Genomic DNA, 23,809 nt, shown 5'->3' with positions numbered 1-23,809 from the left:
ACCCGACAGGAACCTGGCCACGGTGCTCGTCGTCGACGACGAGGACAAGATCCGGGAGCTCGTCAGTGCCTATCTGCGGCGCGAGGGCTTCCGGGTCCTGCAGGCCGACACCGGACTGGCTGCGCTGGAGACGGCCGAGCGGCTCAGCCCGGACCTGCTGGTCCTGGACCTGGGGCTCCCCGACATCCCGGGTGAGGAGCTGCTACGCCTGCTGCGCAGGTCCAGTGAGATCCCGGTGATCATGCTGACCGCACGGGCCAGCGAGGGGGACCGGATCGCAGGCCTGCGGCTGGGCGCCGACGACTACGTGACCAAGCCCTTCAGCCCCCGGGAACTCGTCGCCCGGGTCGAGGCCGTGCTCCGTCGGGGCGGTATAGGCCCGGACGGCCGGATCCCCACTTTCCTCGGCGGCCGCCTGTCACTGGACCGGGAGAGCCGGGAGGCCGTCCTCGACGCTGCTCCGCTGGACCTCACCCGCACCGAGTTCGATCTCCTGGTGACCCTGTCGTCGCGCCCCGGTCGTGTGTGGTCGCGGTACGAGCTGGTCAGCCGCGTCCAAGGGCAGGGCTACGAAGGATACGAGCGGACCGTCGACGCGCACGTGAAGAACCTGCGCCGCAAGCTCGGTGACGACCCCCGTGAGCCGACGTTCGTCGTCACCGTGCCAGGCGTGGGTTACAAGTTCGGTGCGCGCCCCGATGCGTAGCTCACTGGGGCGGCGTCTGGGACTGGGCTTCGCGGTGATCGCCGTCGTGGCCGCGCTGCTCGCCGCACTGCTGGTGAACCTCGCATTCCGGAGTCGCTTCGACTCCTACCTCGACCAGCAACGGACCGCCCGGATCGAGCAGATCTCCGCTGCGGTGACCACCGCATTCTCCCCGGCCGGTGGTTGGGACGTCGACCGCCTGGAGCAGCTGGGACCGGGCCTGGCCATGGCCGGCGCCGACGTGCGCCTGCTCGATCCGGCCGGCCAGCTGATCTGGCCGACCGCCGGCAGCGACACGGCCGGGATGGCCGCGATGCATCAGCGGATGATGGGCTCCGGGCCGCTGGCCGAGCCGGTTGATGTTCCGGTCACGATCGACGGACAACCCCGGGGCACGTTGGTGATGGCCCTTGCGGAAGGCAGCGTGCCGGTGGCCGACCAGGACTTCCGCACGAGTGTCAACGGCCTGATGCTGGCCGGTGGTCTCGCGGTGGCCGTGGTCGCGTCCGTGCTGGGCCTGCTGCTCGCCCGACGCATCACCAGGCCGGTCGCCGAACTGACCGCCGCGGCGCACGACCTGCGCAGCGGTGAGCGCAGCCGGAGAGCCGCGGTGACCGGCGAGGACGAGGTAGCCGAGCTGGCGCGAGCCTTCAACGAACTGGCCTCCTCTGCCGAGCAGCAGGAGTCCCTTCGGCAGTCCTTCGCCGCCGACGTCGCCCACGAGCTGCGCACGCCGCTGGCGATCTTGCGCAGCCAGCTGGAGGCCGTCCAGGACGGCGTCCTCGACGCGACACCGGAGATGATCTCCTCGCTGCACGAGGAGACCATGCGCCTGGGCCGCCTGGTCGCCGACCTGGAGACGATGACCAGCGCTGATGCGGTCTCCTTCTCGCTGCAACGCATTCGAGTGGATCTCCCCGACGTCGTTCGATCCGTCGTCGCCGGACTGGAGCCGCGCTTCGCCGAGCGACAGCTGCAGGTGGCACTCCGACTCGCGCCGGCCCAGGTCACCGGCGACCCTGTCCGGCTCGCACAGGTGGTCACCAATCTGCTCACGAATGCGGCCAAGTTCGTCCCTGCCGGCGGGCGCGTCGATGTCAGCACAGGCTGCAGCAACCACCAGGTCCAGATGACGGTCCGCGACGACGGGCCGGGGATTCCGGCGGAGGAGATCCCCCGGGTCTTCGACCGCTACTTCCGCGGCAGCGGAGCCCGCGCCAACGGCTCCGGCATCGGGCTGGCCGTCGTCGCCGCACTCGTCCACGCGCACGGCGGCACGATCGTTGCCGCCAACGCCGAGTCCGGGGGCGCGATACTCACGGTCACGTTGCCTGCAACCGACCCGCGGGTTGCAGACGTCGGACCACGGCCACCGCGTCCCTCGGCTGACGCCGGTCGCCGGCAGCCCGCAGCGACAGCCACCAAGGAAAGGCAGTGAGTGCTTCTCCGGCGTCGCGACCGACCCCCCGGCACGGACGGACACCGCGCGGGGTTCGCGCGATCTACGACCGGCAGGCTCACCACTACGACAAGATCATCGCCGTCGCCGAGCGGCTCCTCGTCTCCGGCGACCGGGAATGGGCTTGTGGGCACGCCCGCGGATGTCCGACTCACCGGCCTCGATCTCAGTCCGGCCAGGGTCGACCGCGTCCGGGCCCTCGCCGCGCGGCTGGGGCGGCCGGTCGATCTGCAGCAGGGCGACGCGCAACAGCTGCCGTTCCCGGACGCCAGTTTCGACACGGTGATCGCCACCCTGGCCCTGTGCAGCATCCCGGACGACGAGGCCGCGGTCCTGGAGATGGCCCGGGTGCTGCGTCCCGGTGGCCGGCTGGTGCTGCTGGACCACGTCGCCAGCCCCTCGCCGAGGGTGCGGGCGGTGCAACGGATGCTGGATCCACTCGTCGTCCGGGTAGCGGCGGATCACCTGCTCCGCCGCCCCGAGATGGCCGTGCGCGCCGCCGGGTTGAAGATCGAGCAGTTGAGTCGGTCCAGGCTCGGCGTCGTGCTGCGCCTGGGGTGCCGGAAGCCCCGACAGGAGCCCGCACCCCACCTGCGCGCTGCCAACCCAGCTGAGTCGGCGACCGTTCGCTGAAGGCGCTGGACGAACGTGCTGCGGGCCGGCGGCTCGCCGTCGTGGTCCATCGCAGCGCCCTGCCGTGCCTCAGAACCTCCGCCAGCGGGCCTTGATACGACATCCGTCCAAACCGGGTGACGATCAGGGTACGGGCGAAGGACGTTCAGACGGGCGTTAGCGTGCGACACCAGGACCTCCGGGTGGTGGGCGTGACCTTCGACAAGCCACACCTCACCCGGAGGCCCCCCCAAAGATCAACTACCCGCCTGTCACCGAGGTCCTGGCCGGGTACACCTAGGTGCTCGACTCGATCCTCGTCGGCCGTGAACCCCGCTCACGAACCAACGGCCCGGCCGAGCCCGGGCCGGGCGAGGGCCCACCGGCTGATCCTCACCCCACCTCACACCGCTGTCACGACGACGGACGCTGCGCCGACCGCGCTCGGCTCGTCCACATCGGGCGCCGGCGTCCGGGACAGCGCCACCGCCAGTCCCATGGTCGCCGCGAAGATCATCAGCTCCACCCAGGCGACGCGCCGGAACACCCAGCGGTCTCCGGCGTCGAGGGCCGGCAGCGAGCGGTGCCGATGCCACCAACCGACGGTGACCAGCCCACCCAGCGCAAGGGCCTTCAGCAGCACGAGGCGGCCGAAATCCGTGCTGAGGAGCTGGCCCGGTGCCTCCAGCACGACGGCCGCACTGAGCAGCCCGCTCACTCCCACAGCGAGCACGAGCAGCGGCGCGACCCGACTGAACCGGCGCACGGCGAGAGTTCGCTCGGGTCCGCTACCGAGCAGCAGCAGGGCGACGAGCGCGCCGGACCAGGCCAGCGCCCCGGCGATGTGCAGCATCATGCCGACCAGGGCGGCGACATTGAGGACGCGGCTGCCGTCGTCCTCCAGGTACTCGATGACGGCCGGTGGCACGGTCGCCAGGAGGGACACCAGCAGCATCGCCCGGGTGCCCGCCATGGTCAGCACCGTGCGGCTGGCCACCGCGACCAGTCCTGTCAGCAGCACCACTGCCGCCTGCGCCCGCCCCTCGGGCACGTCGCGGACGAAGCTGAACAGGGCCACCGGCGACGCCTGGCCGAGACCGGAGTCGAGGAACTCGGCCAGCAGGCCCGGCAGGGCCAGCGCCCCGGCCAGCGCCCAGAAGGCGGCGGACCAGGTCGCGGCCCGCAGCCACTGATATCCCGCCGGGCTGACGAACCGGGCCCCGGGCACCAGCAATCCAGCCGCGACCAGACAGCCCACGGTGACAGCTCCGCTGACATCGGAGACAAGCCGGCTGGCCGGCAGCACCCACCCCACCCGGATGTCGGGGGTGGGGTGGCCGGTTGAGGGCACAGTCATGACAGCCCCGACGGCCAGCACGGCGGCCACGCCGACGAGCACGGCCACCCCGAGTGGTGTGAGCCAGAAGGCGGCTCGGGATCCGTACCTGGTTCGGACCCGACGGCCCACGACAGTCATCCCTTGACGATCTCCCGTCCCCGGCCGCACCGAGGTGTGCGTCGCCTCGGCGACCGTAGACGCCGGTTGTCACCGGCAGGTCCTCGCCGGCGGCCCCCGCCCCCGGCCCCGGCCCCGCCCAATCTAGGTCGTGCCCTCCGCCTGCGCCAACCACCCGTTCCTCGGGATCTCGTCTGCGTGGACGTGGCGACGGCAGCCTGGTCCGACGGTGACACCGCCCTGTCGGCCGGGCTGACCGCGGGAGCCGACTCTCAGGCCGACCTGAGCGGGATTACCCAGCTGGCGCACGCCGCGTCCGTCGACGCTGTGGCCGACGGGCCCGCAGCTTGGGCGTCACCGGCCCCGTCGCCGGAACACCCGAAGCTGCTGGGGTCGCAGATGTGCCCCGGCGGGCCGGGGCACAGTGGTCGCCGGGCTGATCGAGATCCACCAGGACGGGTTCCGGGGCGCTGCGGTGGCGTGAAGTCCCGACGGCGCGCTGCCGGCCCGGGGCGTGGCGGGGGGTGCTGCGCACCCAGGCCGGTCGACTGGGTGAGATGATCTTCTACGAGGTGTTCGCCCCGACTGCGCCCGGGCCGCGGTCACGGCGGGGGTGCGATCCTGCTGGTGCCGATCGACGCCGCCTCCTGCACCACCGAGGAGGTCCCGGCGACCGAAGGTGGCCGCCGCCCCGATGCGTGCACGCAAGACCGGCCGTGCGGTCCTCCAGGCCGGCCCGACCGCCACCGTCCCCCTGCGCTGCGACCTGATCCGTCTACGCCCGCACCGGGGACGGCAACGTTCTCGGGCTGGTGGCCGCGCTCCTGATCGCCGGCCCGCAGGTCCGGGCTGCCTCGCTGATGCCCCGAAGGAGTGTGCGGCGCGGCTGCCCCTGACGTGGGGGTTCCGGGCACGCGCTCACCGTCGGCTGTCCTCAACAACCTCATCCGACCGCTGACCTGCATCGATCGGTCGACCCGTCCCCGCTCTGCCGTCCGCTGTGTCCGATGCGAGGGCCTTGAACCGACGCAGACGCAGGCTGTTGGAGACCACGAACACCGACGAGAACGCCATCGCACCTCCGGCCAGCAGCGGGTTGAGCAGGCCCGCAGCGGCGAGCGGCAGCGCCGCGACGTTGTAGGCGAAAGCCCAGAAGAGGTTGCCCTTGATCGTGCCCAAGGTCTTCCGGGACAGCCGGATCGCGTCTGCCGCGGCCCGCAGGTCGCCCCGTACCAACGTCAGGTCACTGGCCTCGATCGCGGCATCGGTTCCGGTGCCCATGGCCAGGCCGAGGTCGGCCTGGGCGAGCGCGGCGGCATCGTTCACCCCGTCACCGACCATGGCGACGACCTTGCCCTCGCCCTGGAGCCGCTTGACCACGTCGACCTTGTCCCGCGGCAGCACCTCGGCGATGACCTCGGTGATGCCCACCTGGGCGGCGACCGACCGGGCCACGGTCTGGTTGTCCCCGGTCAGCAGCACCGGGGTGAGCCCGAGGTCCCGCAACTGGCGGATGGCCTCGGCCGACGTCTCCTTGATGGCGTCAGCGACGACGAAGACTCCGCGGGCGGCGCCGTCCCAGCCGGCAACGACGGCCGTCTTCCCGTCCGCCTCTGCGGCGGCCGTGGCCCGCTCGAGGTCGGCGGACAGCTGCTGGGACCATTCGGCGAACAGCCGGGCCCGGCCGACGATCACGGCGTGCCCCTCGACGATCCCCTGGACGCCGAGTCCCTCGACGTTGCTGAATCCTTCTACCGGTGGCAGGGCGCCGTGGCGCTCGGTGGCCGCCGTGGCGATCGCCCGGGCGATGGGGTGCTCGGAGGCATCCTCCAGCGCGCCGGCCAGCCGCAGCAGCCGGCCGGTGTCCTCGCCGGCGGCGGGGACGACGTCGAGCAGGGTCATCCGGCCGGTGGTCACGGTGCCGGTCTTGTCCAGGACGACGGTGTCGACCTTGCGGGTGGACTCGAGGACCTCGGGGCCCTTGATGATGATGCCGAGCTGCGCACCCCGGCCGGTGCCGACCATCAGCGCGGTCGGCGTGGCCAACCCCAGGGCGCAGGGGCAGGCGATGATCAGGACGGCGACCGTGGCGGTGAAGGCGGCCGTGATGCCTGCGCCAGTGCCCAGCCAGAAGCCCAGGGTGGCGACGGCCAGGGCGATGACGATCGGCACGAAGATCCCCGACACGCGGTCGGCGAGCCGCTGGACCTGGGCCTTGCCGTTCTGCGCCTCCTCCACCAGCCGCGCCATCTGCGCGAGCTGGGTGTCGGAGCCGATGCGGGTCGCCCGCACCACGAGGCGGCCGCCGGCGTTCACGGTGGCGCCGACCACGCCGTCCCCGGGCCCGACCTCCACCGGGACCGACTCACCCGTGAGCATCGAGGCGTCGACGGCCGAGGAGCCCTCGGTGATCACGCCGTCGGTGGCGATCTTCTCCCCCGGGCGGACGACGAACAGGTCACCGACGGCCAGCCGGTCGACGCCGATCCGCTCCTCGCGCCCGCCGCGCAGGACGGAGACCTCCTTGGCACCCAGTTCCAGCAGCGCCCGCAGTGCCGCGCCGGCGCGCCGCTTGGACCGTGCCTCGACGTACCGGCCGGCGAGGATCGCCGTGGTCACCCCGGCGGCGACCTCGAGGTAGATGTTCGCTGCGCCGTCGGTCGCCCTGATGGTCAGCTCGAACGCGTGCGTCATGCCGGGCACGCCTGCCGTGCCGAAGAACAGCGCGTACAGCGACCACCCGAAGGCGGCCAGGGTGCCCATCGAGATGAGCGTGTCCATGGTGGACGCGCCGTGTCGCAGGTTCGTCCAGGCAGCCCGGTGGAAGGGATAGGCCCCCCAGACCACAACCGGGGCGGCGAGCGTGAGAGACAGCCATTGCCAGTAGGTAAACTGCAGTGCCGGGATCATGGCCATCGCGATGACGGGCACCGTGAGAACGGTGGAGACCAGGAGGCGCTGGCGCAGCGGGGCGACGGGATCCCGCCCGTCGGGCTCCTCGCCCTCCGCACCGGTCATCTCCGGGCGGGGCGGCTCGGGCAGCCGGGCGGTGTAGCCGGCCTTCTCCACGGCCGCCACTAGGTCGTCGGGCGCGACGCCATCGGCGAAGGTCACCTTGGCCTTCTCGGTGGCGTAATTGACGGTCGCGCTTACGCCGTCGAGCTTGTTGAGCCGTTTTTCGATCCGCATGGCGCACGACGCGCAGGTCATGCCGCCGATCGCGAGTTCGACCTGGTCACCGCCGGCCGGGGCCGGCGATGTCGTGCTGTTCGTCGCGGAGCTCACTGGTTCTCCCTGTCAGAAATCGCTGGTCTGCGTCGGCCGAGGACACCCGGTCAGCTGCCGGTGTCGCCGTCCATGTCCATGCCGTCGTGGCCGGCGTCCGACGCCGGTGCCGGCGACTCGGTCTGGTCTGCCGTCGGCCCGACCGGGCCCACGGCGCTGCCGATACCGAACGCCGAGGCGAAGGCGACAGCGAGGCCGGCCACATAGGCGCCGACCTTGGCCGCAGTGCTGTTGACGTCCACTCTTCTTGATTCGAGGTGCCGGGACGGCGGTCCGGTGTCCCGGACCGCCGTCCCGTCACTTGCAGCCGCACCCGCAGCCGGACGATGTCGCCGACGCGGGCTGTTCGACCGGCGCGGCGACCTCGTAGCCGGCCTCCTCCACAGCGGCCCGCACGGCGGCGTCGTCGATGTCGGCATCGCCGGTGACGGTGAGGCCGCCGCTGGCCAGGTCGACGTCGACGCCCGTGACACCGGGCACCTGCGTGACCTCCTCGGTCACGGAGTTGACGCAGTGCCCACAGGTCATGCCGACGACGGTGTACGTGGTGGTGCTCATCAGGTGTTCCTCTCGGATCTCTTGTCGTTCTTGCGCTTTGTTCTCGTAGCGGGGACCGGTTGGGTCCCGCTGGTCCTCGACGACGCCTTGGCTCAGGAGCGGACGAGACGGGCGATGGCCTCGGATGCCTCGCGCAGCTTCTGCTCGGCATCCGAACCACCTGCGGCGGCAGCTTCGACCACGCAGTGGCTCATGTGCTCGTCGAGCAGACCGAGAGCGACGGACCGCAACGCCTTCGTCACGGCCGACACCTGGGTGAGGATGTCGATGCAGTACTTCTCGTCCTCCACCATCCGCTGCAGACCGCGGGCCTGGCCCTCGATGCGGCGTAGCCGCTTGAGGTAGTCGTCCTTGCGATGGATGTATCCATGCGGTCCGGATCCACCGTTCGTGTCCATGCACCCTCTCCACGCATTCCATTACCCGGTAGGGGTATATCCAAACGGTACGACGCCCCTCCGTGGTGTGCAACCCCTGCCAGGTGCGTCCACTCCGACTGCCGATGCCCGACGGGGACGATCCGGGTGGAACCCCTAGAGGGAGCGACGGCCGGCCCGGTTACCCATCGTCGGGCTACGCACTCGTCGGGTGCCACGCCCTCGTCAGTTCCTACTGTCCGGCACAGGCCCCCGCCCCCGACCGAGGATCGTCGTCTCGCCGTGCTCATGCGCGTAGGCCATCAGCACCCCTTCGACGTCACCCGTGGTCCTCAGCAACTCGCGGCCCAGATGGTCTGTCAGGTCCTCCAGCGCCCGTGCGAGGTGGCCCGACGCGAGGCGTACGTCGGCACGCATGCCGGAACGACCCGCGGTGACCAGGTCCAGGGCATACGGCAGGGCGGCGGGCAGCGACGTCCGGGAGTCCTGGGAGCGGAAGTAGTAGGTCTCGGCGTACTGGGTCAGGTCGACGCGCATCTGCGCTACCTGTCCCGCCAGTTCGGAGAGCAGCAGCGCTGGCATCGCGGAGTCCGCCCGCGGCAGTGCCTCGCGGAGGCTTGCCTGCTCCAGCGTCGTGAGCCGCAGCGCAAGCGTGCGCCGCCGGTTGAGTGCCGGGTACACCTGCAGAACCCAGGTCACCGCGGCAGTCAGGAGTGAGAACCCGACCAGCGCCTGCAGCGGTGTCACGACGCGCAGCCACCCCTCGGTCGGGACGACGTCACCGAAACCCAGCGTGCTCGTGGTCGTGAGCGACAGGTAGAGCGCGTCGAGGAAATCCGCACGCGCAGTCGGGCTCAGACCCGTCGAGTACATGAACCCGTCGATGTACGGCAGGTAGACCAGTGCGCCACCGAAGACGACCCCCGAACTCCAGATGCTGACCACGGCCACCATGCCCAGTGGCCCGGCGAGCTCGGCGAGACGGGTCGGGCCGCCGATCCACCGGGCAACCCGCCACGTCCCGGAGAGGACGAGGTGGCTGAGACGGCCCTGGCCGGCGGGATGGAAGAGCGTGTGGAAGACATCGCGGAGGATCAGTACCAGGAGCAGGGCACCGAGTGCCGGGTCCAGCAGCATCATCGTGGGACCCTCCGGTTCGCAAGAGCTCTCCGACCTCGACACCGCCAGCCAGCCGAAACAGGTGACACGGGCGGGCACGAGTGGCGCTGCCGTCGCACGACGACAGCACCACTCGCCCGGAATCAGCCCCCGAGCTCGGTCAGAATCGTCCCCATCTCGTCGATCTCGGCGCTCTGCGACTCGACGATCTGCTCCGCCAGCGCAATGGCATCGGCGTTCTGTCCGTCGGCGATCTCGGTCTGGGCCATGTCCACGGCCCCGAGGTGGTGCTCGGTCATCATCTGCAGCCACATCCGGTCGAACCCGGGCCCCGAGGCTGCCTCAAGGCCCTCGATGTCCATGTTCATGCCACCCATGTCCATGCCACCCGACATGTCACCGGACTGCGCAGGGGACGTCGGCTGCCCCCAGTCCTCCAGCCATCCGGTCATGGTCTGGATCTCCGGATCCTGGGCGGCCTCGATCCGGCCCGCCAAGTCCAGGACACGCGGGTCTTGAGCGCGCCCATCGGCCAGCTGAGCCATCTGGAGCGCCCCCTCGTGGTGGACGATCATGTCCTGCGCGAAGGTGACATCCACGTCGTTGAAGTTGGCGGACTGACTGGCGGACTGACTGGCGGAGCTCCGAGCGCTCGTGTCGCTGGTGGCGGAACCGCCGGAGCAGCCGGTCAGTACGACCGCCCCGGCGATGAGGCCGCCAGCGAGGCGGTGGAGTCGAACATTGGTGCGGGTCATTGCATGTCTCCTGTCGATGATGAGGTCGTTGGCCGTGCCGTCTGACCCCGTGCAGCGCGCTGGGGTCGGGTGTGGTCGGCCTAGATCCGCAGGACGCAGAGAGCAGAGAGATTGGGCGGTCGTGAGGGCCGTGACGGTCGCACGGACCCGCGAGGAACGGCCGCTGCTCCGTCCGCCTGCGCGGTCATCGAGCGCAGGCTGTACACCGCGCCCAGCACGGCGAACGCGACCAGGAGAACGGCCAGGCACAACGACCAGACGTGCGCCGGCATGCCGTGACCGGGCATGTTCCCCACCAGCGGCCGGGACTCGGCCAGGGCCCCCCCGTCTGCGCCCGTCGTCACCGGTCCGTCGGCGAGCCCGACGGGGTCCGCGCCCGATCCGTCCGTGGCGACCTCCATCCCGTGGGCCGGGCTCGCCGACGCAGGTCGGTCCGAAGTGGGGCCGACCGACAGGTACTGCAACCCGTGCATCGAGATCAGCGCGAACAGCACGAGCACGACTCCGAGTCGCCGCGCTGGTGCGCCAAGTCCCGTCACGGCAGCCACGGTACTACCGGCCGTAGTGGAACGGCGCTGGTGGAATGGGCGCAGGCGGACAGGAGACCGGCCGCACCGCGCAGTGGGGGCAGCCGCAGCCGACTGGTCGCCGTCCCTGCCCAGAGCACCTCGTCCGGTCTCACGGTGGGGCAGCCACCGCCCACGTCCACTCGAGCTGGAATGGTCCACCGCACAGGAACCTGGAGAACTTCCGCTCCCGTAGGCTCTCTTTCCAGGTCGTAGGTCAGAGGACCAGCGCGACGCGGAGGCTCGATGGTGCCGCCGACGGACGGAAGGGAACGGCGATGCCACGACTGGGGAAGCTGGAAGCCGCCGTGATGGACGTCCTCTGGTCCTCCCACCCTCCTCTGACGGTCCGGGAGGTGCTCGAGCGGCTGCCGTCGCACCGCACGCTCGCGTACACGACCGTCATGACTGTCCTCAGCCACCTCCACGGCAAGGGGGTGGTGCACCGCGAACCCACCGGCAAGGCGTACAGGTACAGCCCCAGCCTCACGCGCGAGGAGGCGGCGACGGCGTCCTTGCGCGAAGTGCTCGACGCGTCGGGGGACCCGCAGTCGGTTCTCCTGCACTTCGCCGAGACCGCCTCCGAGGAGGAATCCTCCGTCCTGCGGAAGGCCCTGGCCCGGCGAGCGTCTCAGTCATGAACGGTGTCCTCGGACTGCTCGTCGGTAGTGCAGTCGTAGGCATGCACGGACACCGTCCGCTGCAGTGGCTCGCTGACCGGCAGCTCGACCCCACGATCCTGCTGACCGGATGGTTGTTGTCCACGGTGGGGCTGATCGTGTCGACGGTCGCCAGCATCACCCTGCTCGCCCTGCCAGCCGACGAACACCCGGCAGCAGGAATCTTCCGTCTGGCAGGTGGCTGCTGGACGGCTCTCTCCTCAGGATCTCTGCCTGGCTGGCGTGAAGGCCTCGCCGCCGTCGGCGTCATCGGCGTGGCGACGATCCTCCTGCGGATCGGCTGGGCGCTCACCGTCCGGCGACGACGTCGCCGATCGACGGCCCCGCACGTGGAACAGCTCCGCCTGCTGGCCGCCGGCATGCCGTCGGGTGACCCCCTGTGGGTTCGCGACGACCGGCCGCTCGCCCTGTCGATCGGCGGTCGTCCCGGCGTCATCATCATGAGCGACTCCCTCCGCCACCACCTGACGCCCAGGGCGCTGGCGGCCACGATGGAACACGAGCGTGCACATCTACGCGGGCGACACCACCTGCTCGTCGCCATCGTGGAGACCCTCGCTGCCGCGTTTGCGATGAGTCCGTTCCTGCGTGCCGCACCCGCCGCCCTCGCTGACCTCATCGAACTCGCCGCCGATGCCCAGGCTGCCCGCCGCTGCAGTGCCGGCGCGGTTCAGGAGGCATTGTCTCGTCTCACCGGACAACCCACGCCTGCAGTCGGGCTGGCGATGGCCAGCCATCTCACCCAGGCCAGGCTGACACGGCTGACCACCGGGAGTATCGGCGCGTCGCGAGCGATGCGTCTGATGGGCTGCACAGCAGCAGCGATCGCCGCACTGTCGCTCCCTGCCGCTGCAGGTTGGCTGGCGCTCGAGGTCGTCGGCTGCGTGGTCGCCTGACGCACAGGAGACCGCGCGTCTTCTCCCCCGATGCGCAGTAGGCGCACAGGACCGGCGCGGCGCCGCAGTGACGCGCCCCACCGATCCTCCATGCAGTGCACCCTCAGGCCTCGCGGAGGAGACCCACGACCAGCACGTCGGCGTCCGCCCCGTGACGGTGCCCGGTCGCCAGCGAACCGGTCTCGGGCGCGGGGGCTGCTCGCCGCTTTTGCCGTCAGCTGCTCGGTGTGCAACAAGCTGGCGGTCCCGGTGCTCGGGCTGTCGGCGCGACCGCCCTCTGGGCGTCTGCAGAACGAGCACGCCTGGGCGGGGAGCTCCGACGGTCGTGGGGGGCGCACCCGCGAGGGAGGGTCCTGCGACCCACCTCGTCGCCCACGATCCTCTTAGATCCCGCTGACGTGGCCGTTCACGGCCACTCCCGCCCGGTCCGGCACAGAGACCGCAGGCCATCGCGCTCCTGACCCCGACGCGCCGCAGAAGGGACGAACGGCGTCCAGTAGCCGGGGCCGCGGACCATCAGACGGCGCCGGCCCACGAGAGGGGGTATGCGTCGAGCGCCGGGCCACCGCGGCAGCCGGGGGTGAACCGGCGGTCAGATGGGAGGCCATCCCAGTTGTGCGTAGAACGCGAGCATCCGGCTCATCAGCGCGGTCCATCCGCCCGTCATCATGGCCACGCCCATCCCGACCAGCAGGATTCCCCCGGCGACCTCGATCCGCCGGGAATGACGCCGCAACCAGCCGAGCCGGCCGCCGCCGCGGGCCATTCCCCTGGCGAGCAGCAGGAACGGCAGTCCGAGCCCGAGCGAGTATGCGAGGAGGAGGAGGGCCCCGCGCCCGACGGTGGCCGTACCGGCGGCCGTCGTCAGGATGGAGGCCAGAACCGGTCCGACGCAGGGCGTCCAGCCGAAGGCGAAGGCAGCCCCCAGCGGCAGGGCACCCCCGGGGCCGGGCTGCCAACGTCGAAGGTCGGTGCGGAACTCCCGGTGCAGGAACGGCAGCGGTAGCAGGCCGGCCGTCGCCAAGCCCATCAGCACGACGAAAGCGCCACCGACGAGGTTGATCCCCCGCAGGTTCTGCACCAGCAGGAAGCCCAGCGCTGAGGACGTGGCGCCCAGGGTGGTGAACACCGCCGCGAAGCCGATCAGGAACAGCAGCGATCCCACGAGGACCCGCCGCCGCGCGGGGGCGGCCAGCGGCCCGCCACCCGCCGTCGCCGAACCCTGCTCCCCGGACAACCCGGAGACGTAGGAGACGAAGCCTGGGAGGAGCGGGAGCGTGCACGGGGAGGTGAAGGACACGACGCCGGCGACCAGCGCCAACGACATCAGGGCGAAGAGCTCCATCCCCACCTACCTCAGATCCGGGCGTGTGCCGTGACGCCGGCAGCCGGTTCCCACTCCGGCCTACCTACTAAGTACCGTAGGCGACGCGGCCCATCCCCCGTCCCCAACCTCGGCCGTCAGAGAGCTGGATCGTGCCTGAGCCCCGATCGCCCTTCATCTCCCGGAGTGACGTGCCGTCGTCGGGCGGATCGTCGTCCGCCGTCGCCCACCTGGCCGGGCTGTCGGTCACTGTGCAGCGGTCACGCGTGCTCCGGGACCTGACGATGACCGTGGCGCCCGGCGAAGCCGTGGGCCTGATCGGGGCCAACGGCTCGGGCAAGAGCACCCTCCTGCGGATCTTGGCCACGCTGCTCCCCCCGCTCGGGGGTGCGGGCTGGGTCCTCGGCGCCCGACTCGGTACCCGCGACGTCGAGGGAATCCGCCCCGGCATCGCGCTGATCGGCCACACCCCGGCGCTGTACCCCCGTCTCACCCTCGGCGAGAACCTGGCCTTCTACTGCCGGCTCACCGGCCGCGACGTCGGGGCCGCCGAGGCAGCATTGGCAACCGTAGGACTGGGCCGCGCGGCGGACCGCGCCGCAGAGCGCTGCTCGCACGGGATGCTCCGCCGGGCAGAGCTGGCAAGGGTCCTGATCACCTGCCCCCGCCTGCTTCTCCTCGACGAGGCCCATGCCGGCCTCGACCGCGCGTCCGCCGGGCTCGTGGAGGTCGTCGTCGACGCGGTACGGGCCCGAGGCGGCGGTGCGGTCGTCGTATCGCACGAACGGGACCGGCTTGCCGGGGCCGTGGACCGGATCGTCGAGCTCGAGAACGGGGGCCTGCGTCCCATTGATCGGTCCGCAGCCGCCGTGAACGAGGCGCACCGGTGATCTCTCCACGAACCGAGGCGCCGCGTCCCCTCCTGCAGGCCCTCGAGCTGACCCGGAAGGATCTGCGGCTGGAGGTCCGGGCCGGCGAGGCGCTGCTGGTGACTGCGCCCTTCGGGGGGGTCGCTCTGCTGCTGGTTCCCCTGGCCGTCGGCACCGATGTGCCGATGCTGCGTTCGGTCGGGTCCGGCATGTATTGGGCAGTGGTCCTGCTCTTCGGTGTGCTGATCACGCTCCGGCAGAGCGCCGTGGATGCGCCGCAGCAGGTCGAGCTGCTCCGGCTCACCGGCATCCATCCCGCCGTCCAACTGCTCGGGCGTGCAGGGGCCAACGCCGTCCTCCTGCTCGCCTTCGAACTGGCCGTGTTGCCGGTGGCGGTCATCGTCTACGACCCGCCGCTGAACAACTGGCCGTGGCTGGTACTGGTCCTGCCGCTCGTCGCCATCGGCCTCGCGGTCCTCGGCACCCTGGCCGGCGCACTGACCCAGGGCCTGGCCGGCCGCACGACGCTGGGCCCGCTCCTCGTCGTCCCGCTCGCTCTTCCGCTCCTGCTCGCGGCCACCCAGACCGCCGAGGCCACCCGTTACGGCAGGCCCCCCTGGAACTGGCTCGCGCTGCTGTTGCTGGTCGACCTCGTCGCCGCCCTTGCCGTCGTCCTGTCCGCCCGATCCTTGGAGGAGGGCTCGTGAGACCGCTCTCGCGACACCTGAGCACGGTGGCCGTCCTGGCCATGGCCACCGGTCTGGCCGTGGCGCTCACCGCGCCACCGGACCAGTTGCAGGGCAACCTGCAGCGGCTGATGTACGTGCACGTCCCCGCCGCCTGGCTGGCCTACCTCAGCTTCGCGATCACCTTCGGCGCGAGCGTCGGCTGGCTGTGGAAGCGAAAGGCCCGGCTGGACCGGCTGGCGGCGGCCAGCGCGGAGGTCGGCGTCTTCTTCACCGGCCTCACCATCGTGCTGGGATCGGTGTGGGGCAAGCCGGTGTGGGGCGTGTGGTGGACCTGGGACCCCCGACTGGTGACGACGGCGCTGATGTTCTTCGTCTACCTGGGTTACCTGGCCCTGCGCCGGGCCACGCTCGATCCGACCGTGCGTGCCCGGCGCGCCGCCGTCTTCGGCGTCCTGGCCTTCGGACAGGTGCCCGTCGTCCACATGTCGGTGATCTGGTGGCGTGCCCTGCACCAGCCGCCCACCGTGCTCAGGCCCGGCGACCCGAGCATCGACCACTGGATGCTCGCCGCCCTCGTGCTCAACGTCCTGGCATTCACGGCGGTCTACGCCGTCCTGCTGCGGTCCCGCATCCGACTTGCAGCCGACGAGGAGGCCCTTGCGGCCGCCCAGGATGCTGCCACGGCCGATCTGGCCGGGGCGGCCGTGACGGCTCCCGACTACGGAAGAAGGACTGAACCTGATGTCTGAGTGGGCGTGGGTCGCTCTGGGCTTCGGCATCACCTACGGAGCCATGGGTGGGTATCTGCTGACGTTGCGCCACCGCACCGCAACCGTCCGCCGCGGCATCGGGCAGTTGCGGTGAGGCGCTATCGGCTCGCCGCGGTGGCCGTGCTCGGCATGGCTGTCGTCCTTCTCGGCGTGCTGTTCGTCGGCAACATCAACGGCAACCTCGTGTATTTCCTGACCCCGGATGAGGCGCTGGCGCAGAGGGCGGACTTCGCCGACGACCGCCGCTTCCAGATCGGAGGCCTGGTCCAGCAGGACAGCGTCGAGTCGACCCCCGACGGGCTCCGCTTCATCGTCGTCTCGGGCACCGAGCCCGGCGCCGCCGCGGTGCCGGTGGCCTACGAGGGCTCCCCCGCCCAGCTGTTCCGGCCGGGGATCGGGGTCGTCCTGGAAGGCTCGTGGAACGGCGAAACCTTCGATGCCGACACCATGATCGTCAAGCACGACGAGAACTACCGGGCACCCGATGCAGACCCGACACCTGCCCCTGGGAGCGCCCCGTGACCGTGATCCTTGCGGCGGCCGGCTGGAGCGGGGCGGCTCTCGGTGCCGTGTCGTCGCTCGTCCTGGCCGTTCTCGGCCTACGCGCTCAGCGGCGACCGGAATCCGTCGACCGCGGTCACCTGAAGGCGGCCGTCCAGTGCGTGGTGGGCGGCGCCGTGCTGTCCATGGCAGCGCTGGAGGTCGCCCTGCTGACCGATGACTTCGGCATCACCTACGTCGCCGAGAACCACTCCCGGGCCACCAACGTGCTGTACAGCATCACGGGGGCCTGGTCGGCCCTGGAGGGCAGCATCGTCCTCTGGGCCCTGATCCTGGCGGGCTACACCGCCGTCGTGCTACGACAGGTCCGCACGACCGACGACCGGCTCGGGACCGGTGCGCTGGCCGTCATGGGTGTGGTCGGGGTCTTCTTCTTCGGCCTCGTGGCGACCGTCGCCAACCCCTTCGGCCTCGAGGCGGTCCCCCCGACCGACGGCGCCGGTGGCAACCCGCTGCTCCAGGACCACGTGATGGTGGCCTTCCACCCGCCGATGCTCTACCTCGGCTACGTGGGCTTCACGGTGCCCTTCGCGTTCGCGATGTCGGCGCTGCTCCTGCGGCAGGGGGGCGTCGACTGGTTGCGCCGCACCCGGAGGGCCAACCTCGTCGCCTGGACCTCGCTCACCGCAGGCCTGGTCCTGGGCGCGTGGTGGTCCTACGAGGTGCTGGGCTGGGGCGGCTACTGGGCCTGGGACCCGGTGGAGAACGCTGCGCTCATCCCCTGGCTCGTCGCGACGGCGTTCATCCACTCCGCGGTCGTCCAGATCAAGCGTGGCATGCTGCAGGCCTGGAACTTCGTCCTGGTGCTGGCCACCTTCTCGCTGACCATCTTGGGCACTTTCCTCACCCGCTCCTCCGTGGTCGTATCCGTGCACAGCTTCTCCCAGTCACCGATCGGCCCGGCGCTGCTCGGCTTCTTCGTGCTGGTCCTGGTCGTCGGATTCACGCTGTTCGCCCTGCGCGGCGAGCGGATTGCCTCGATGTCCCGCCCGGAGTCCCTGGTCAGCCGCGAGGGCGCGTTCCTGGTGAACAACCTCCTCCTGAGCCTGTTCGCCTTCGTGGTGCTGCTGGGCACCGTGTACCCGATCCTGGTCGAGGCCATCGTCGGCAGCCAGGTCTCGGTCGGCCGGCCATTCTTCGACCGGATGGCCGTACCGCTGTCCTTCGCCCTCTTGCTGGCCATGGGAGCTGGCCCCTTCATGCCCTACCGCAGGGCCACCGGGGCGCTCCTGTGGAACAGGCTGCGGATCCCGTTGCTCGCAGGTAGCACCGCGGCCGCGGCGGTTGTGGTGGCCGGCGTCCGTTCCGTCGGCGTGGTCGCCGTGGTGCTTCTCGCGGTGACCATCGCCGCAGCCGCCGTCCGGCAGTTCGTCGTCACCCTGCCCAGCGCCACGCCGCGGGCGGCGCTGCACCTGCTGCGTGGTCAGCGCGCCTACTGGGGCGGTCAGCTGGCCCATCTCGGCGTGGCGGTGGTCGCCCTGGCCATCGCCGTCTCCGGCGGCCTGGCGACCCGGGCCTCGGAGAACCTCGACCTCGGGGGTTCGCTCGAGTTCGACGGCTACTCGGTCACCTTCGACAAGACGGAGGAGCACCGCGAGGCAGATCGCCTGATCACCGACGCGCACCTGGTCTTCCGCACCGGTGACCGGGTCGACTACGTCGCCACCCCACGGCTGACCGCGTTCGACAACCAGCCGCAGGCGATCGGCGCACCGTCGGTGTGGAACCGGCCCAGCGGCGACATCTACGTGGCGCTGTCGAACCTCGAACCGGACTCGGTCGCGGTCAACGTGTACGAGTACCCGCTCATGTCCTGGTTGTGGGCCGGGGGCGTGCTCATGGCCGCCGGTGGACTGTGGGCGCTCGGGGGACGCCGTCGCCGGCCCGCCGAGACGACGTCCACAGTGAGCGGCCCGGTGGGGGCTGACGGACATGCGTGAGCTGTTTCAGCGCGCAGGTGTGCTGGGCGCGATCGTCGCTCTCCTCGGTGTCGTGGTGGCCGGCCTGGTGTTCGGGAGCGGTCAGCCCCCCGACCGGGCGTACGAGCTAGAGCAGCGACTGCGCTGCCCGGTCTGCAAGTCGGTGTCCATCGCCGAGTCCATGTCGGACACGGCCGTGGCCATGCGGGCCACCGTCAGCGAGCAGGTCGATGCTGGGCGCTCTGATCAAGAGATCGTCGCGTACTTCACCGCGCGCTACGGCGACTGGATCCTCCTCGACCCGCCGGCGGGCGGTGACACACTGTTGCTGTGGTTGATCCCACTGGGGGTCGCGGCGGTCGCGGGCGTGGTGGTCCTCACCCGCCGACGACCTGCGGACGAGCAGGGGCAGCTGGACGACGCCGACCGGCAGCGGGTCACCGAGGCCGTCGCCGGAATGCGAGCCACCGCCGAGGAGGAGGACCGACTGTGACGGTCGACCGGTTGCGCCTGGAACAAGGGCGGGATCAGGCATTGCGCGATCTGCTCGACCTGGAGCGGCAGGTCCGCGACGGTGAACTCCCTGCCGATGTCGCCGACGGGTTGCGGCAGACCTACGAGCGGACCGCAGCCAGGGCACTCGCCCTGCTGGCCGCCCCGACGCCCGACGAGGTGGGCGCCACCTCGGTGACCGACCGGTCGTCCCGGCGGGGGCGGTTGGTTGCGTACGGCCTCGCCGTCGCCGTCGCGCTGTTCGCTGCGGTCGTGCTGCTCCCCGTCTATCTCGGGGAGCGGCCGACCGGCGGGACCGTGAGCGGCAACGAGGCACTCGGCCCGGTCGCATCTGGCGCTGATGAGGACACCGCCCCGCGGGACCTGTCCACGGTCACCAACGAGGAGATGGAGGACGTCGTCGCGCAGAATCCCGACGTGCTCGACATGCGCTTGGCACTGGCTCATCGCTACCTCGACGAGGGCGACTACCTCGCTGCCGCCCGCCATTACCTGGTCGCACTGGATCGCGAGCCCCGCAACGTCGAGGCGCAGTCACACTACGGATGGCTGCTGATGCAGGCCGGCGAGCCGGATCAGGCCTTGGAGTACGTCGACCGGGCACTCGCCCAGGACCCGCGGGCGGTGGAGGCTCTCTGGTTCAGGGCCAACATCGCGCTCTACGGCCTGTCCGATCCGGCCGGTGCGCTCACCGTGCTCGAGCAGCTCCAGCAGCGGACCGACATCGAGCCGGCAACCCGGAGTCAGGTGGAGACATTGATCGCCGAGGCCCGCGCCCAGGCCGGTAGCGGATGACGCCACCCCCACTCTCCCGCCAGCAAGATTCTTGGCGGAGGGTTCGGCTCGTGGCCCTGTCCGTCGTCGCTCTGGTGATCGGCGTGGCCGCAGTGCTGGGCAGCCGCATCCAGCAGGACCCGACCCTGGTGGACAGCCCGTTGATCGGTCGGGCCGCCGCGGATCTGACCCTCCCCGACCTCGAGGGGTCCGGTGCGGTGTCCTTGTCCGAGCTGCGCGGCCAGATCGTCGTCGTCAACTTCTGGGCCTCCTGGTGCGTGCCCTGTCGCAACGAACACCCGGTCCTCGTTGCCGCCAACGATGCCTACGCAGATGCCGGGGTCACCTTCGTCGGCGTCGACTTCCAGGACCGGCGAGAATCCGCCGTGGCGTTCCTCGACGAGCTGGGCCGCGGCGAGGGATATCGGTACGTCGCGGACCCCGGCTCTCGGGCGGCCCTCGAGTTCGGCGTCTACGGCGTACCGGAGACGTTCTTCATCGACCGCACCGGGACGATCGTCGCCAAGATCACCGGCGAGATGGACAGCCAGCTGCTGGCCGAGGTGCTGGACGCTATTCTCGCCGGACGCGAGCCCCGCTCGTCGACAGGGGGAACGGTCCAACCGGGCCCCGGGCAGGATCCGATCGGCTGAGCGTCGGTCAGCGGGCACTAGGTACGGGCAGGCTCGACTCGACCTCGGTCGGCGCGTGGACGGGCGCCGGCGTCCGGGACAACCCCACGGCCCGCCCGAGGGTGATCGCGAACACGAGGAGCTCGATCGCCGCGATTCGCCAGAAGGCGCCGGCTTGCCCGGATTCGGGCGCCCAAGGGCCCGGCGGCGGTGCCACCACGCACCGAACGCAGTGTGCCCGACGACGGCCACCAGCGCGAGGAACGAGACCTGCGAGAAGTCCGTGTTGAGGACCTCCACCAGGAGGACCGGCAGCAGGAGAACCGCGGACTCGCCCCACGGCACAGCCGGCCAGGTCGCCCGCGGCGGCCAGGTCGCCGGCCAACCGAGCGGCCGGCAGCAGCCAGGGCACCCACTCGTCTAGGGCCGCATGTCCGCTGTCGGGAACCCGCGCGACCGACTCGACGGCGACCACCACCGCGATGCACACCGAGCCGGCAAGCAGGACCGCGACCCAGGAGAGCGGTCCGTGCCGCTGCGCCCTCGTGCCCGCTTCCCTCGATCCGCGCGGCACCGTGGCGGCATCGTCCTCGACGGCGCGTCCGGGCGACCCGACCGGGGCGCCCCCCCAACAGGCGTTGGCGGCCTCGACGGCACCATCGTTGGCGGCCGAACCCCTGCCGCGGAAGTACCGGTCGAAGACGCGGGGCAGCTCGCCGTCCGAGATTCCGGGGACGCCGTCCCCGTCGGTCAGCCGCACCGAGTCGGCGACGACGTCGGTGGTGACCGCCACGCGACCACCCACCGGGATGAACTTCACCGCGTTGGTCAGCAGGTTGGTGCCCACCTGCGCCAACCTGGTCGGGTCGCCGCACACCGGCGCGGGGGCCAGCCGCAGACCCAGAGCCGGCCCCGCGTCGGTGAGGCGCGGCCCGAGGCCGCGCACGACCGACCGGACGACGTCGGCGACGTCCACGGGCGCCCGCTCCGGGGAGAACGACACCGCCTCCGCGGTGGTCGACGTCTCGAGATCCGCGACGAGGTGGCCCAGGCACAGGCTCTCCTCGTGCAGGGAGGCGACGAGCGCCGGGGTGAGGTCCAGGACGCCGTCCTGGACGGCTTCAAGCTGGCTGCGCAGAATCGCGACCGGCGTCCGCAGTTCGTGGGCGACGTCCGCGGCGAAAGACTGCCGGAGCGCCTCCTGCCGTGGGCGGACTCGGCGAGCTCGTCGAAGGCCTGGCCCAGCTGGGCCACCTCGTCCCGCCCGGTGATCGCGGCACGGCGGTCGCGGTTGCCAGCACGCAGATCCCGAGCGGCGGCGGTCAGCTCCTCCACCGGCCGGGTGACCCGGCCGGCGAGCCACAGTCCGAGTGTGGAGGCCACCACGGCGACCACCACGCCCCCGGCAAGCAGCAGCCGGTTCACGCCGGTACGGAACTGCTGGTCGGCCACCGGGATGCTGCCCTCGGGAGTGGTGTCCACCAAGGTGGTGTACGACGGCCACTCCGCATGCCGGCGGTGACGAACATGTGAAGGTTGCCCCGCCTTCGACGACGTACCTCGGGGTCAGGTCCCGCAGGACCAGCCGCCCCCGTTCTCCGTGACGGTCGTGGCGATCGGCCTGGCGACCGCGGCCTGCGCCGGGGTCGAGCCGTCCACCACGACCGCCGGATCCGATTCGGCTGCAGCGGCGGACGCCGCGACGGTCATATCACTGCGGCCAGCGGACTTCGCCACCGTCCTCGCCGATGACGACGTGCTGGTCATCAATGTGCACGTGCCGGACGAGGGCTCGATCGCGGGTACGGACGTCGCCATCCCGTTCGACGAGGTCCGTCGCCGATCCGCGGAGCTGCCGCAGGACCTGGGCGCCCCGCTGGCGGTGTACTGCGAGAGCGGCCGCATGAGCGCGCAGGCGGCCGCCGACCTGCGGGACCTCGGATACACCGACGTCGTCGAGCTGCACGGCGGGATGGGCGCCTGGGCCGCCGGCGGCCGGGTGCTGCTCCCGGCCGCCGGCTGAGTCCATCCCTCGCTTCAACTGACCAGCAGGCCGACGACCGACGCCACCAGCACCAGCCCGGTGACCATCGCGGTGATGACCCGGCCGTTCGCCGTCTTCCGCGGGACAACCCGGAGCGGGAACAGCACCTGGCGGCCGAGTGTGTAGGCCGACAGCCCGGCGAGGAAGAGCAGTCCGTCGACGGCCGGGTCCAGCAGGAGCACGGCGAGCAGGGTCAGAGTGGCGACGGTGCCCGCCATGGCGGACTCGAACAGCTGCACCGGGACCCGGCGTACGCCGACCCCCCGGTCGGAGGACCAGATCCCCCACCGCGACGCGGTCGGCAGTCCGACGCAGCAGCCGCCGAAGAAGCAGCCCAGCCGGCCGATGGTCATCCCGAGCAGGAGACCCGGTGCGGTGACGTCGAGCATGGCACCCACCGCGATGCCCGCCACCCATCCGGCCAGCACGAGGACGGAGACCGCAGCCATGACGAATCCCTGCACCGACATGCCGGCGGTCAAGGTCCGCTTCTTCTCCGCACGGTGTGTCTGCAGGTAGTAGACCTTGGCGCCCACCAGCCCCACGAGACCCGCCAGCAAGGACACGAGCAGGATGCGGCCGACGGGGAGGTCCCGCTGCACCCCCAGGACCCACTGGAGGATCACGGCGGCCACGAAGCCCAGGCCGACGAGAGCGGGCCACGCGCCGATCCGGACACCGGGTGCACGGACGTTCACCACGGGCAGGAAGGCCGTCGCCCCGGAGGACGACCCCTGGGGCATCGGGATCGGTGGGGGCGGCTGGGCCGGCGACCCGTCCGCGCCCGTCAGCACGACCGGCGTGGCGGTGACTTCCCACGTCCCCGCGGAGAGTTCGGGGACCCGGCTGGTCAGCGCCACCCGGCCGCTACCGGGTACAACTCGCTGGATCGTCCGCACGGTTTCGAAGGTGGTCTTTCCTCCTCCATTCCCTTCACCGGACACCCGGCGTCCCGTGAAGCGGACACTCACCGGATACGCGTCGCCCGCCGGTGCGGCGTCGAACCAGTACGTCATTCCCAGGCCCTGCGGCTCCATGCCCTCGACCTGGGAGCAGTTCCACGACATGACCTGGACCGGACCATCTGGCATGTCCCCGGCCAGGAAAGGTGGGCGAGCCGGAGCCAAGGACGGCGCGGTTGCAACGGCCGTCCCACCCCCCGGTTCCGTCCCTCCGGCGGGAGCTGCGACGGGCGACGGCACGCCCGCGCGCGGCGGAGCGGGCGCCTTCGCCACCGGTGCGGCA

General features: G+C 71.1%; 25 protein-coding genes and 2 pseudogenes. 14 read left to right on the top strand and 13 right to left on the bottom strand.

The genetic code is table 11. The features are described from left to right. Positions 1-22: 22 nt before the first annotated feature. The 3 genes from UXQ13_RS09375 (at position 23) to UXQ13_RS09365 (ending at position 2,798) form a co-directional block, all read left to right on the top strand. A complete protein-coding gene (locus tag UXQ13_RS09375; RefSeq protein ID WP_225232391.1) occupies positions 23-706 on the top strand; it encodes a response regulator transcription factor in 684 nt (227 codons plus the stop codon). A 46-nt stretch (positions 707-752) separates the two neighbouring features. Beyond that, on the top strand, positions 753-2,144 hold the full coding sequence (locus UXQ13_RS09370; protein ID WP_336392226.1) for an ATP-binding protein: 1,392 nt from the start codon (positions 753-755) through the stop codon (positions 2,142-2,144). A 147-nt stretch (positions 2,145-2,291) separates the two neighbouring features. Further along, positions 2,292-2,798, top strand: coding sequence for a class I SAM-dependent methyltransferase (locus UXQ13_RS09365; protein WP_225232393.1), 507 nt, complete (start codon positions 2,292-2,294; stop codon positions 2,796-2,798). A gap of 382 nt (positions 2,799-3,180) precedes the next feature. On the opposite strand, the gene UXQ13_RS09360 is transcribed toward UXQ13_RS09365, so the two are convergent. From UXQ13_RS09360 to UXQ13_RS09325, 8 genes are all read right to left on the bottom strand, one after another. Beyond that, positions 3,181-4,284: a CopD family protein gene (locus UXQ13_RS09360; RefSeq protein ID WP_336392225.1), complete on the bottom strand. Its 1,104-nt coding sequence runs from the start codon at positions 4,282-4,284 to the stop codon at positions 3,181-3,183. 867 nt (positions 4,285-5,151) lie between these two features. Beyond that, positions 5,152-7,518 (bottom strand): heavy metal translocating P-type ATPase, encoded by a 2,367-nt coding sequence (locus tag UXQ13_RS09355; RefSeq protein ID WP_225232395.1) that lies wholly within the window; start codon positions 7,516-7,518, stop codon positions 5,152-5,154. A 50-nt stretch (positions 7,519-7,568) separates the two neighbouring features. Further along, positions 7,569-7,760, bottom strand: a complete 192-nt coding sequence (locus UXQ13_RS09350) for a hypothetical protein (RefSeq protein WP_225232396.1) — start codon at positions 7,758-7,760, stop codon at positions 7,569-7,571. A gap of 55 nt (positions 7,761-7,815) precedes the next feature. Continuing rightward, the gene (locus UXQ13_RS09345) at positions 7,816-8,076 is read right to left on the bottom strand and encodes a heavy-metal-associated domain-containing protein (protein ID WP_225232397.1); all 261 of its coding nucleotides are present in this window, start codon (positions 8,074-8,076) and stop codon (positions 7,816-7,818) included. Between the two features lie 92 nt (positions 8,077-8,168). Then, positions 8,169-8,474 (bottom strand): metal-sensitive transcriptional regulator, encoded by a 306-nt coding sequence (locus tag UXQ13_RS09340; RefSeq protein WP_225232398.1) that lies wholly within the window; start codon positions 8,472-8,474, stop codon positions 8,169-8,171. A 204-nt stretch (positions 8,475-8,678) separates the two neighbouring features. Continuing rightward, a complete protein-coding gene (locus tag UXQ13_RS09335) occupies positions 8,679-9,593 on the bottom strand; it encodes a potassium channel family protein (protein ID WP_336392224.1) in 915 nt (304 codons plus the stop codon). Between the two features lie 122 nt (positions 9,594-9,715). Next, positions 9,716-10,327, bottom strand: coding sequence for a DUF305 domain-containing protein (locus UXQ13_RS09330; RefSeq protein ID WP_225232400.1), 612 nt, complete (start codon positions 10,325-10,327; stop codon positions 9,716-9,718). An 80-nt stretch (positions 10,328-10,407) separates the two neighbouring features. Next, complete coding sequence (locus UXQ13_RS09325) at positions 10,408-10,827, bottom strand: DUF6153 family protein (RefSeq protein ID WP_263639349.1); 420 nt, start codon at positions 10,825-10,827, stop codon at positions 10,408-10,410. An 83-nt stretch (positions 10,828-10,910) separates the two neighbouring features. On the opposite strand from UXQ13_RS09325, the gene UXQ13_RS09320 reads away from it, so the two are divergent. Beyond that, complete coding sequence (locus UXQ13_RS09320; protein WP_336392223.1) at positions 10,911-11,534, top strand: BlaI/MecI/CopY family transcriptional regulator; 624 nt, start codon at positions 10,911-10,913, stop codon at positions 11,532-11,534. Further along, positions 11,531-12,469: a M56 family metallopeptidase gene (locus UXQ13_RS09315; RefSeq protein WP_225232403.1), complete on the top strand. Its 939-nt coding sequence runs from the start codon at positions 11,531-11,533 to the stop codon at positions 12,467-12,469. Before UXQ13_RS09320 ends, UXQ13_RS09315 begins: the two co-directional genes overlap by 4 nt. A gap of 592 nt (positions 12,470-13,061) precedes the next feature. Here the strand turns inward: UXQ13_RS09315 and UXQ13_RS09310 are convergent. Then, positions 13,062-13,814, bottom strand: coding sequence for a cytochrome c biogenesis CcdA family protein (locus tag UXQ13_RS09310; protein WP_225232404.1), 753 nt, complete (start codon positions 13,812-13,814; stop codon positions 13,062-13,064). Between the two features lie 131 nt (positions 13,815-13,945). Between UXQ13_RS09310 and UXQ13_RS09305 the strand changes: the two genes are divergently transcribed. The 8 genes from UXQ13_RS09305 to UXQ13_RS09270 all read left to right on the top strand — a co-directional run bounded on the left by UXQ13_RS09305 (position 13,946) and on the right by UXQ13_RS09270 (position 20,541). After that, the gene (locus UXQ13_RS09305) at positions 13,946-14,683 is read left to right on the top strand and encodes an ABC transporter ATP-binding protein (RefSeq protein ID WP_225232405.1); all 738 of its coding nucleotides are present in this window, start codon (positions 13,946-13,948) and stop codon (positions 14,681-14,683) included. Further along, positions 14,680-15,369: a heme exporter protein CcmB gene (locus UXQ13_RS09300; protein WP_225232406.1), complete on the top strand. Its 690-nt coding sequence runs from the start codon at positions 14,680-14,682 to the stop codon at positions 15,367-15,369. Before UXQ13_RS09305 ends, UXQ13_RS09300 begins: the two co-directional genes overlap by 4 nt. Then, on the top strand, positions 15,366-16,100 hold the full coding sequence (ccsA, locus tag UXQ13_RS09295; RefSeq protein ID WP_225232407.1) for a cytochrome c biogenesis protein CcsA: 735 nt from the start codon (positions 15,366-15,368) through the stop codon (positions 16,098-16,100). Before UXQ13_RS09300 ends, ccsA begins: the two co-directional genes overlap by 4 nt. 135 nt (positions 16,101-16,235) lie before the next feature. Then, positions 16,236-16,643 (top strand): cytochrome c maturation protein CcmE, encoded by a 408-nt coding sequence (locus UXQ13_RS09290; protein ID WP_458179833.1) that lies wholly within the window; start codon positions 16,236-16,238, stop codon positions 16,641-16,643. A 164-nt stretch (positions 16,644-16,807) separates the two neighbouring features. Further along, positions 16,808-18,622, top strand: coding sequence for a heme lyase CcmF/NrfE family subunit (locus UXQ13_RS09285; protein ID WP_225232409.1), 1,815 nt, complete (start codon positions 16,808-16,810; stop codon positions 18,620-18,622). Between the two features lie 19 nt (positions 18,623-18,641). Then, positions 18,642-19,094 carry a cytochrome c-type biogenesis protein gene (locus tag UXQ13_RS09280; protein WP_225232410.1) on the top strand — a complete coding sequence of 151 codons (453 nt, stop codon included), beginning with the start codon at positions 18,642-18,644 and terminating at the stop codon, positions 19,092-19,094. After that, a complete protein-coding gene (locus UXQ13_RS09275; protein ID WP_336392221.1) occupies positions 19,091-19,909 on the top strand; it encodes a tetratricopeptide repeat protein in 819 nt (272 codons plus the stop codon). The genes UXQ13_RS09280 and UXQ13_RS09275 overlap by 4 nt, the downstream gene beginning before the upstream one ends. A gap of 50 nt (positions 19,910-19,959) precedes the next feature. Further along, positions 19,960-20,541: a TlpA family protein disulfide reductase gene (locus UXQ13_RS09270; protein WP_225232412.1), complete on the top strand. Its 582-nt coding sequence runs from the start codon at positions 19,960-19,962 to the stop codon at positions 20,539-20,541. Positions 20,542-20,548: 7 nt separating this feature from the next. Here UXQ13_RS09270 and UXQ13_RS09265 read toward each other — a convergent pair whose 3' ends face one another. The 3 genes and pseudogenes from UXQ13_RS09265 to UXQ13_RS09255 form a co-directional block, all read right to left on the bottom strand. Continuing rightward, the gene (locus tag UXQ13_RS09265; RefSeq protein WP_225236123.1) at positions 20,549-21,496 is read right to left on the bottom strand and encodes a sensor histidine kinase; all 948 of its coding nucleotides are present in this window, start codon (positions 21,494-21,496) and stop codon (positions 20,549-20,551) included. A gap of 105 nt (positions 21,497-21,601) precedes the next feature. Continuing rightward, positions 21,602-21,883, bottom strand: a pseudogene (locus UXQ13_RS09260) (histidine kinase dimerization/phospho-acceptor domain-containing protein); the annotation flags it as partial. Next, positions 21,790-22,002: pseudogene (locus UXQ13_RS09255) on the bottom strand (HAMP domain-containing protein); the annotation flags it as partial. The pseudogenes UXQ13_RS09255 and UXQ13_RS09260, both read right to left, overlap by 94 nt. Before the next feature lie 127 nt (positions 22,003-22,129). On the opposite strand from UXQ13_RS09255, the gene UXQ13_RS09250 reads away from it, so the two are divergent. Next, the gene (locus tag UXQ13_RS09250) at positions 22,130-22,543 is read left to right on the top strand and encodes a rhodanese-like domain-containing protein (RefSeq protein WP_225232413.1); all 414 of its coding nucleotides are present in this window, start codon (positions 22,130-22,132) and stop codon (positions 22,541-22,543) included. Between the two features lie 14 nt (positions 22,544-22,557). On the opposite strand, the gene UXQ13_RS09245 is transcribed toward UXQ13_RS09250, so the two are convergent. Beyond that, the gene (locus UXQ13_RS09245) at positions 22,558-23,799 is read right to left on the bottom strand and encodes a prolipoprotein diacylglyceryl transferase (RefSeq protein WP_336392220.1); all 1,242 of its coding nucleotides are present in this window, start codon (positions 23,797-23,799) and stop codon (positions 22,558-22,560) included. Between the last annotated feature and the right edge of the window lie 10 nt (positions 23,800-23,809).

This window comes from Klenkia terrae (assembly GCF_037083865.1).
In the GTDB taxonomy this organism is placed as follows: Bacteria; Actinomycetota; Actinomycetes; order Mycobacteriales; family Geodermatophilaceae; genus Klenkia; species Klenkia terrae.
This window is presented reverse-complemented; position numbering and strand designations above follow the sequence as displayed.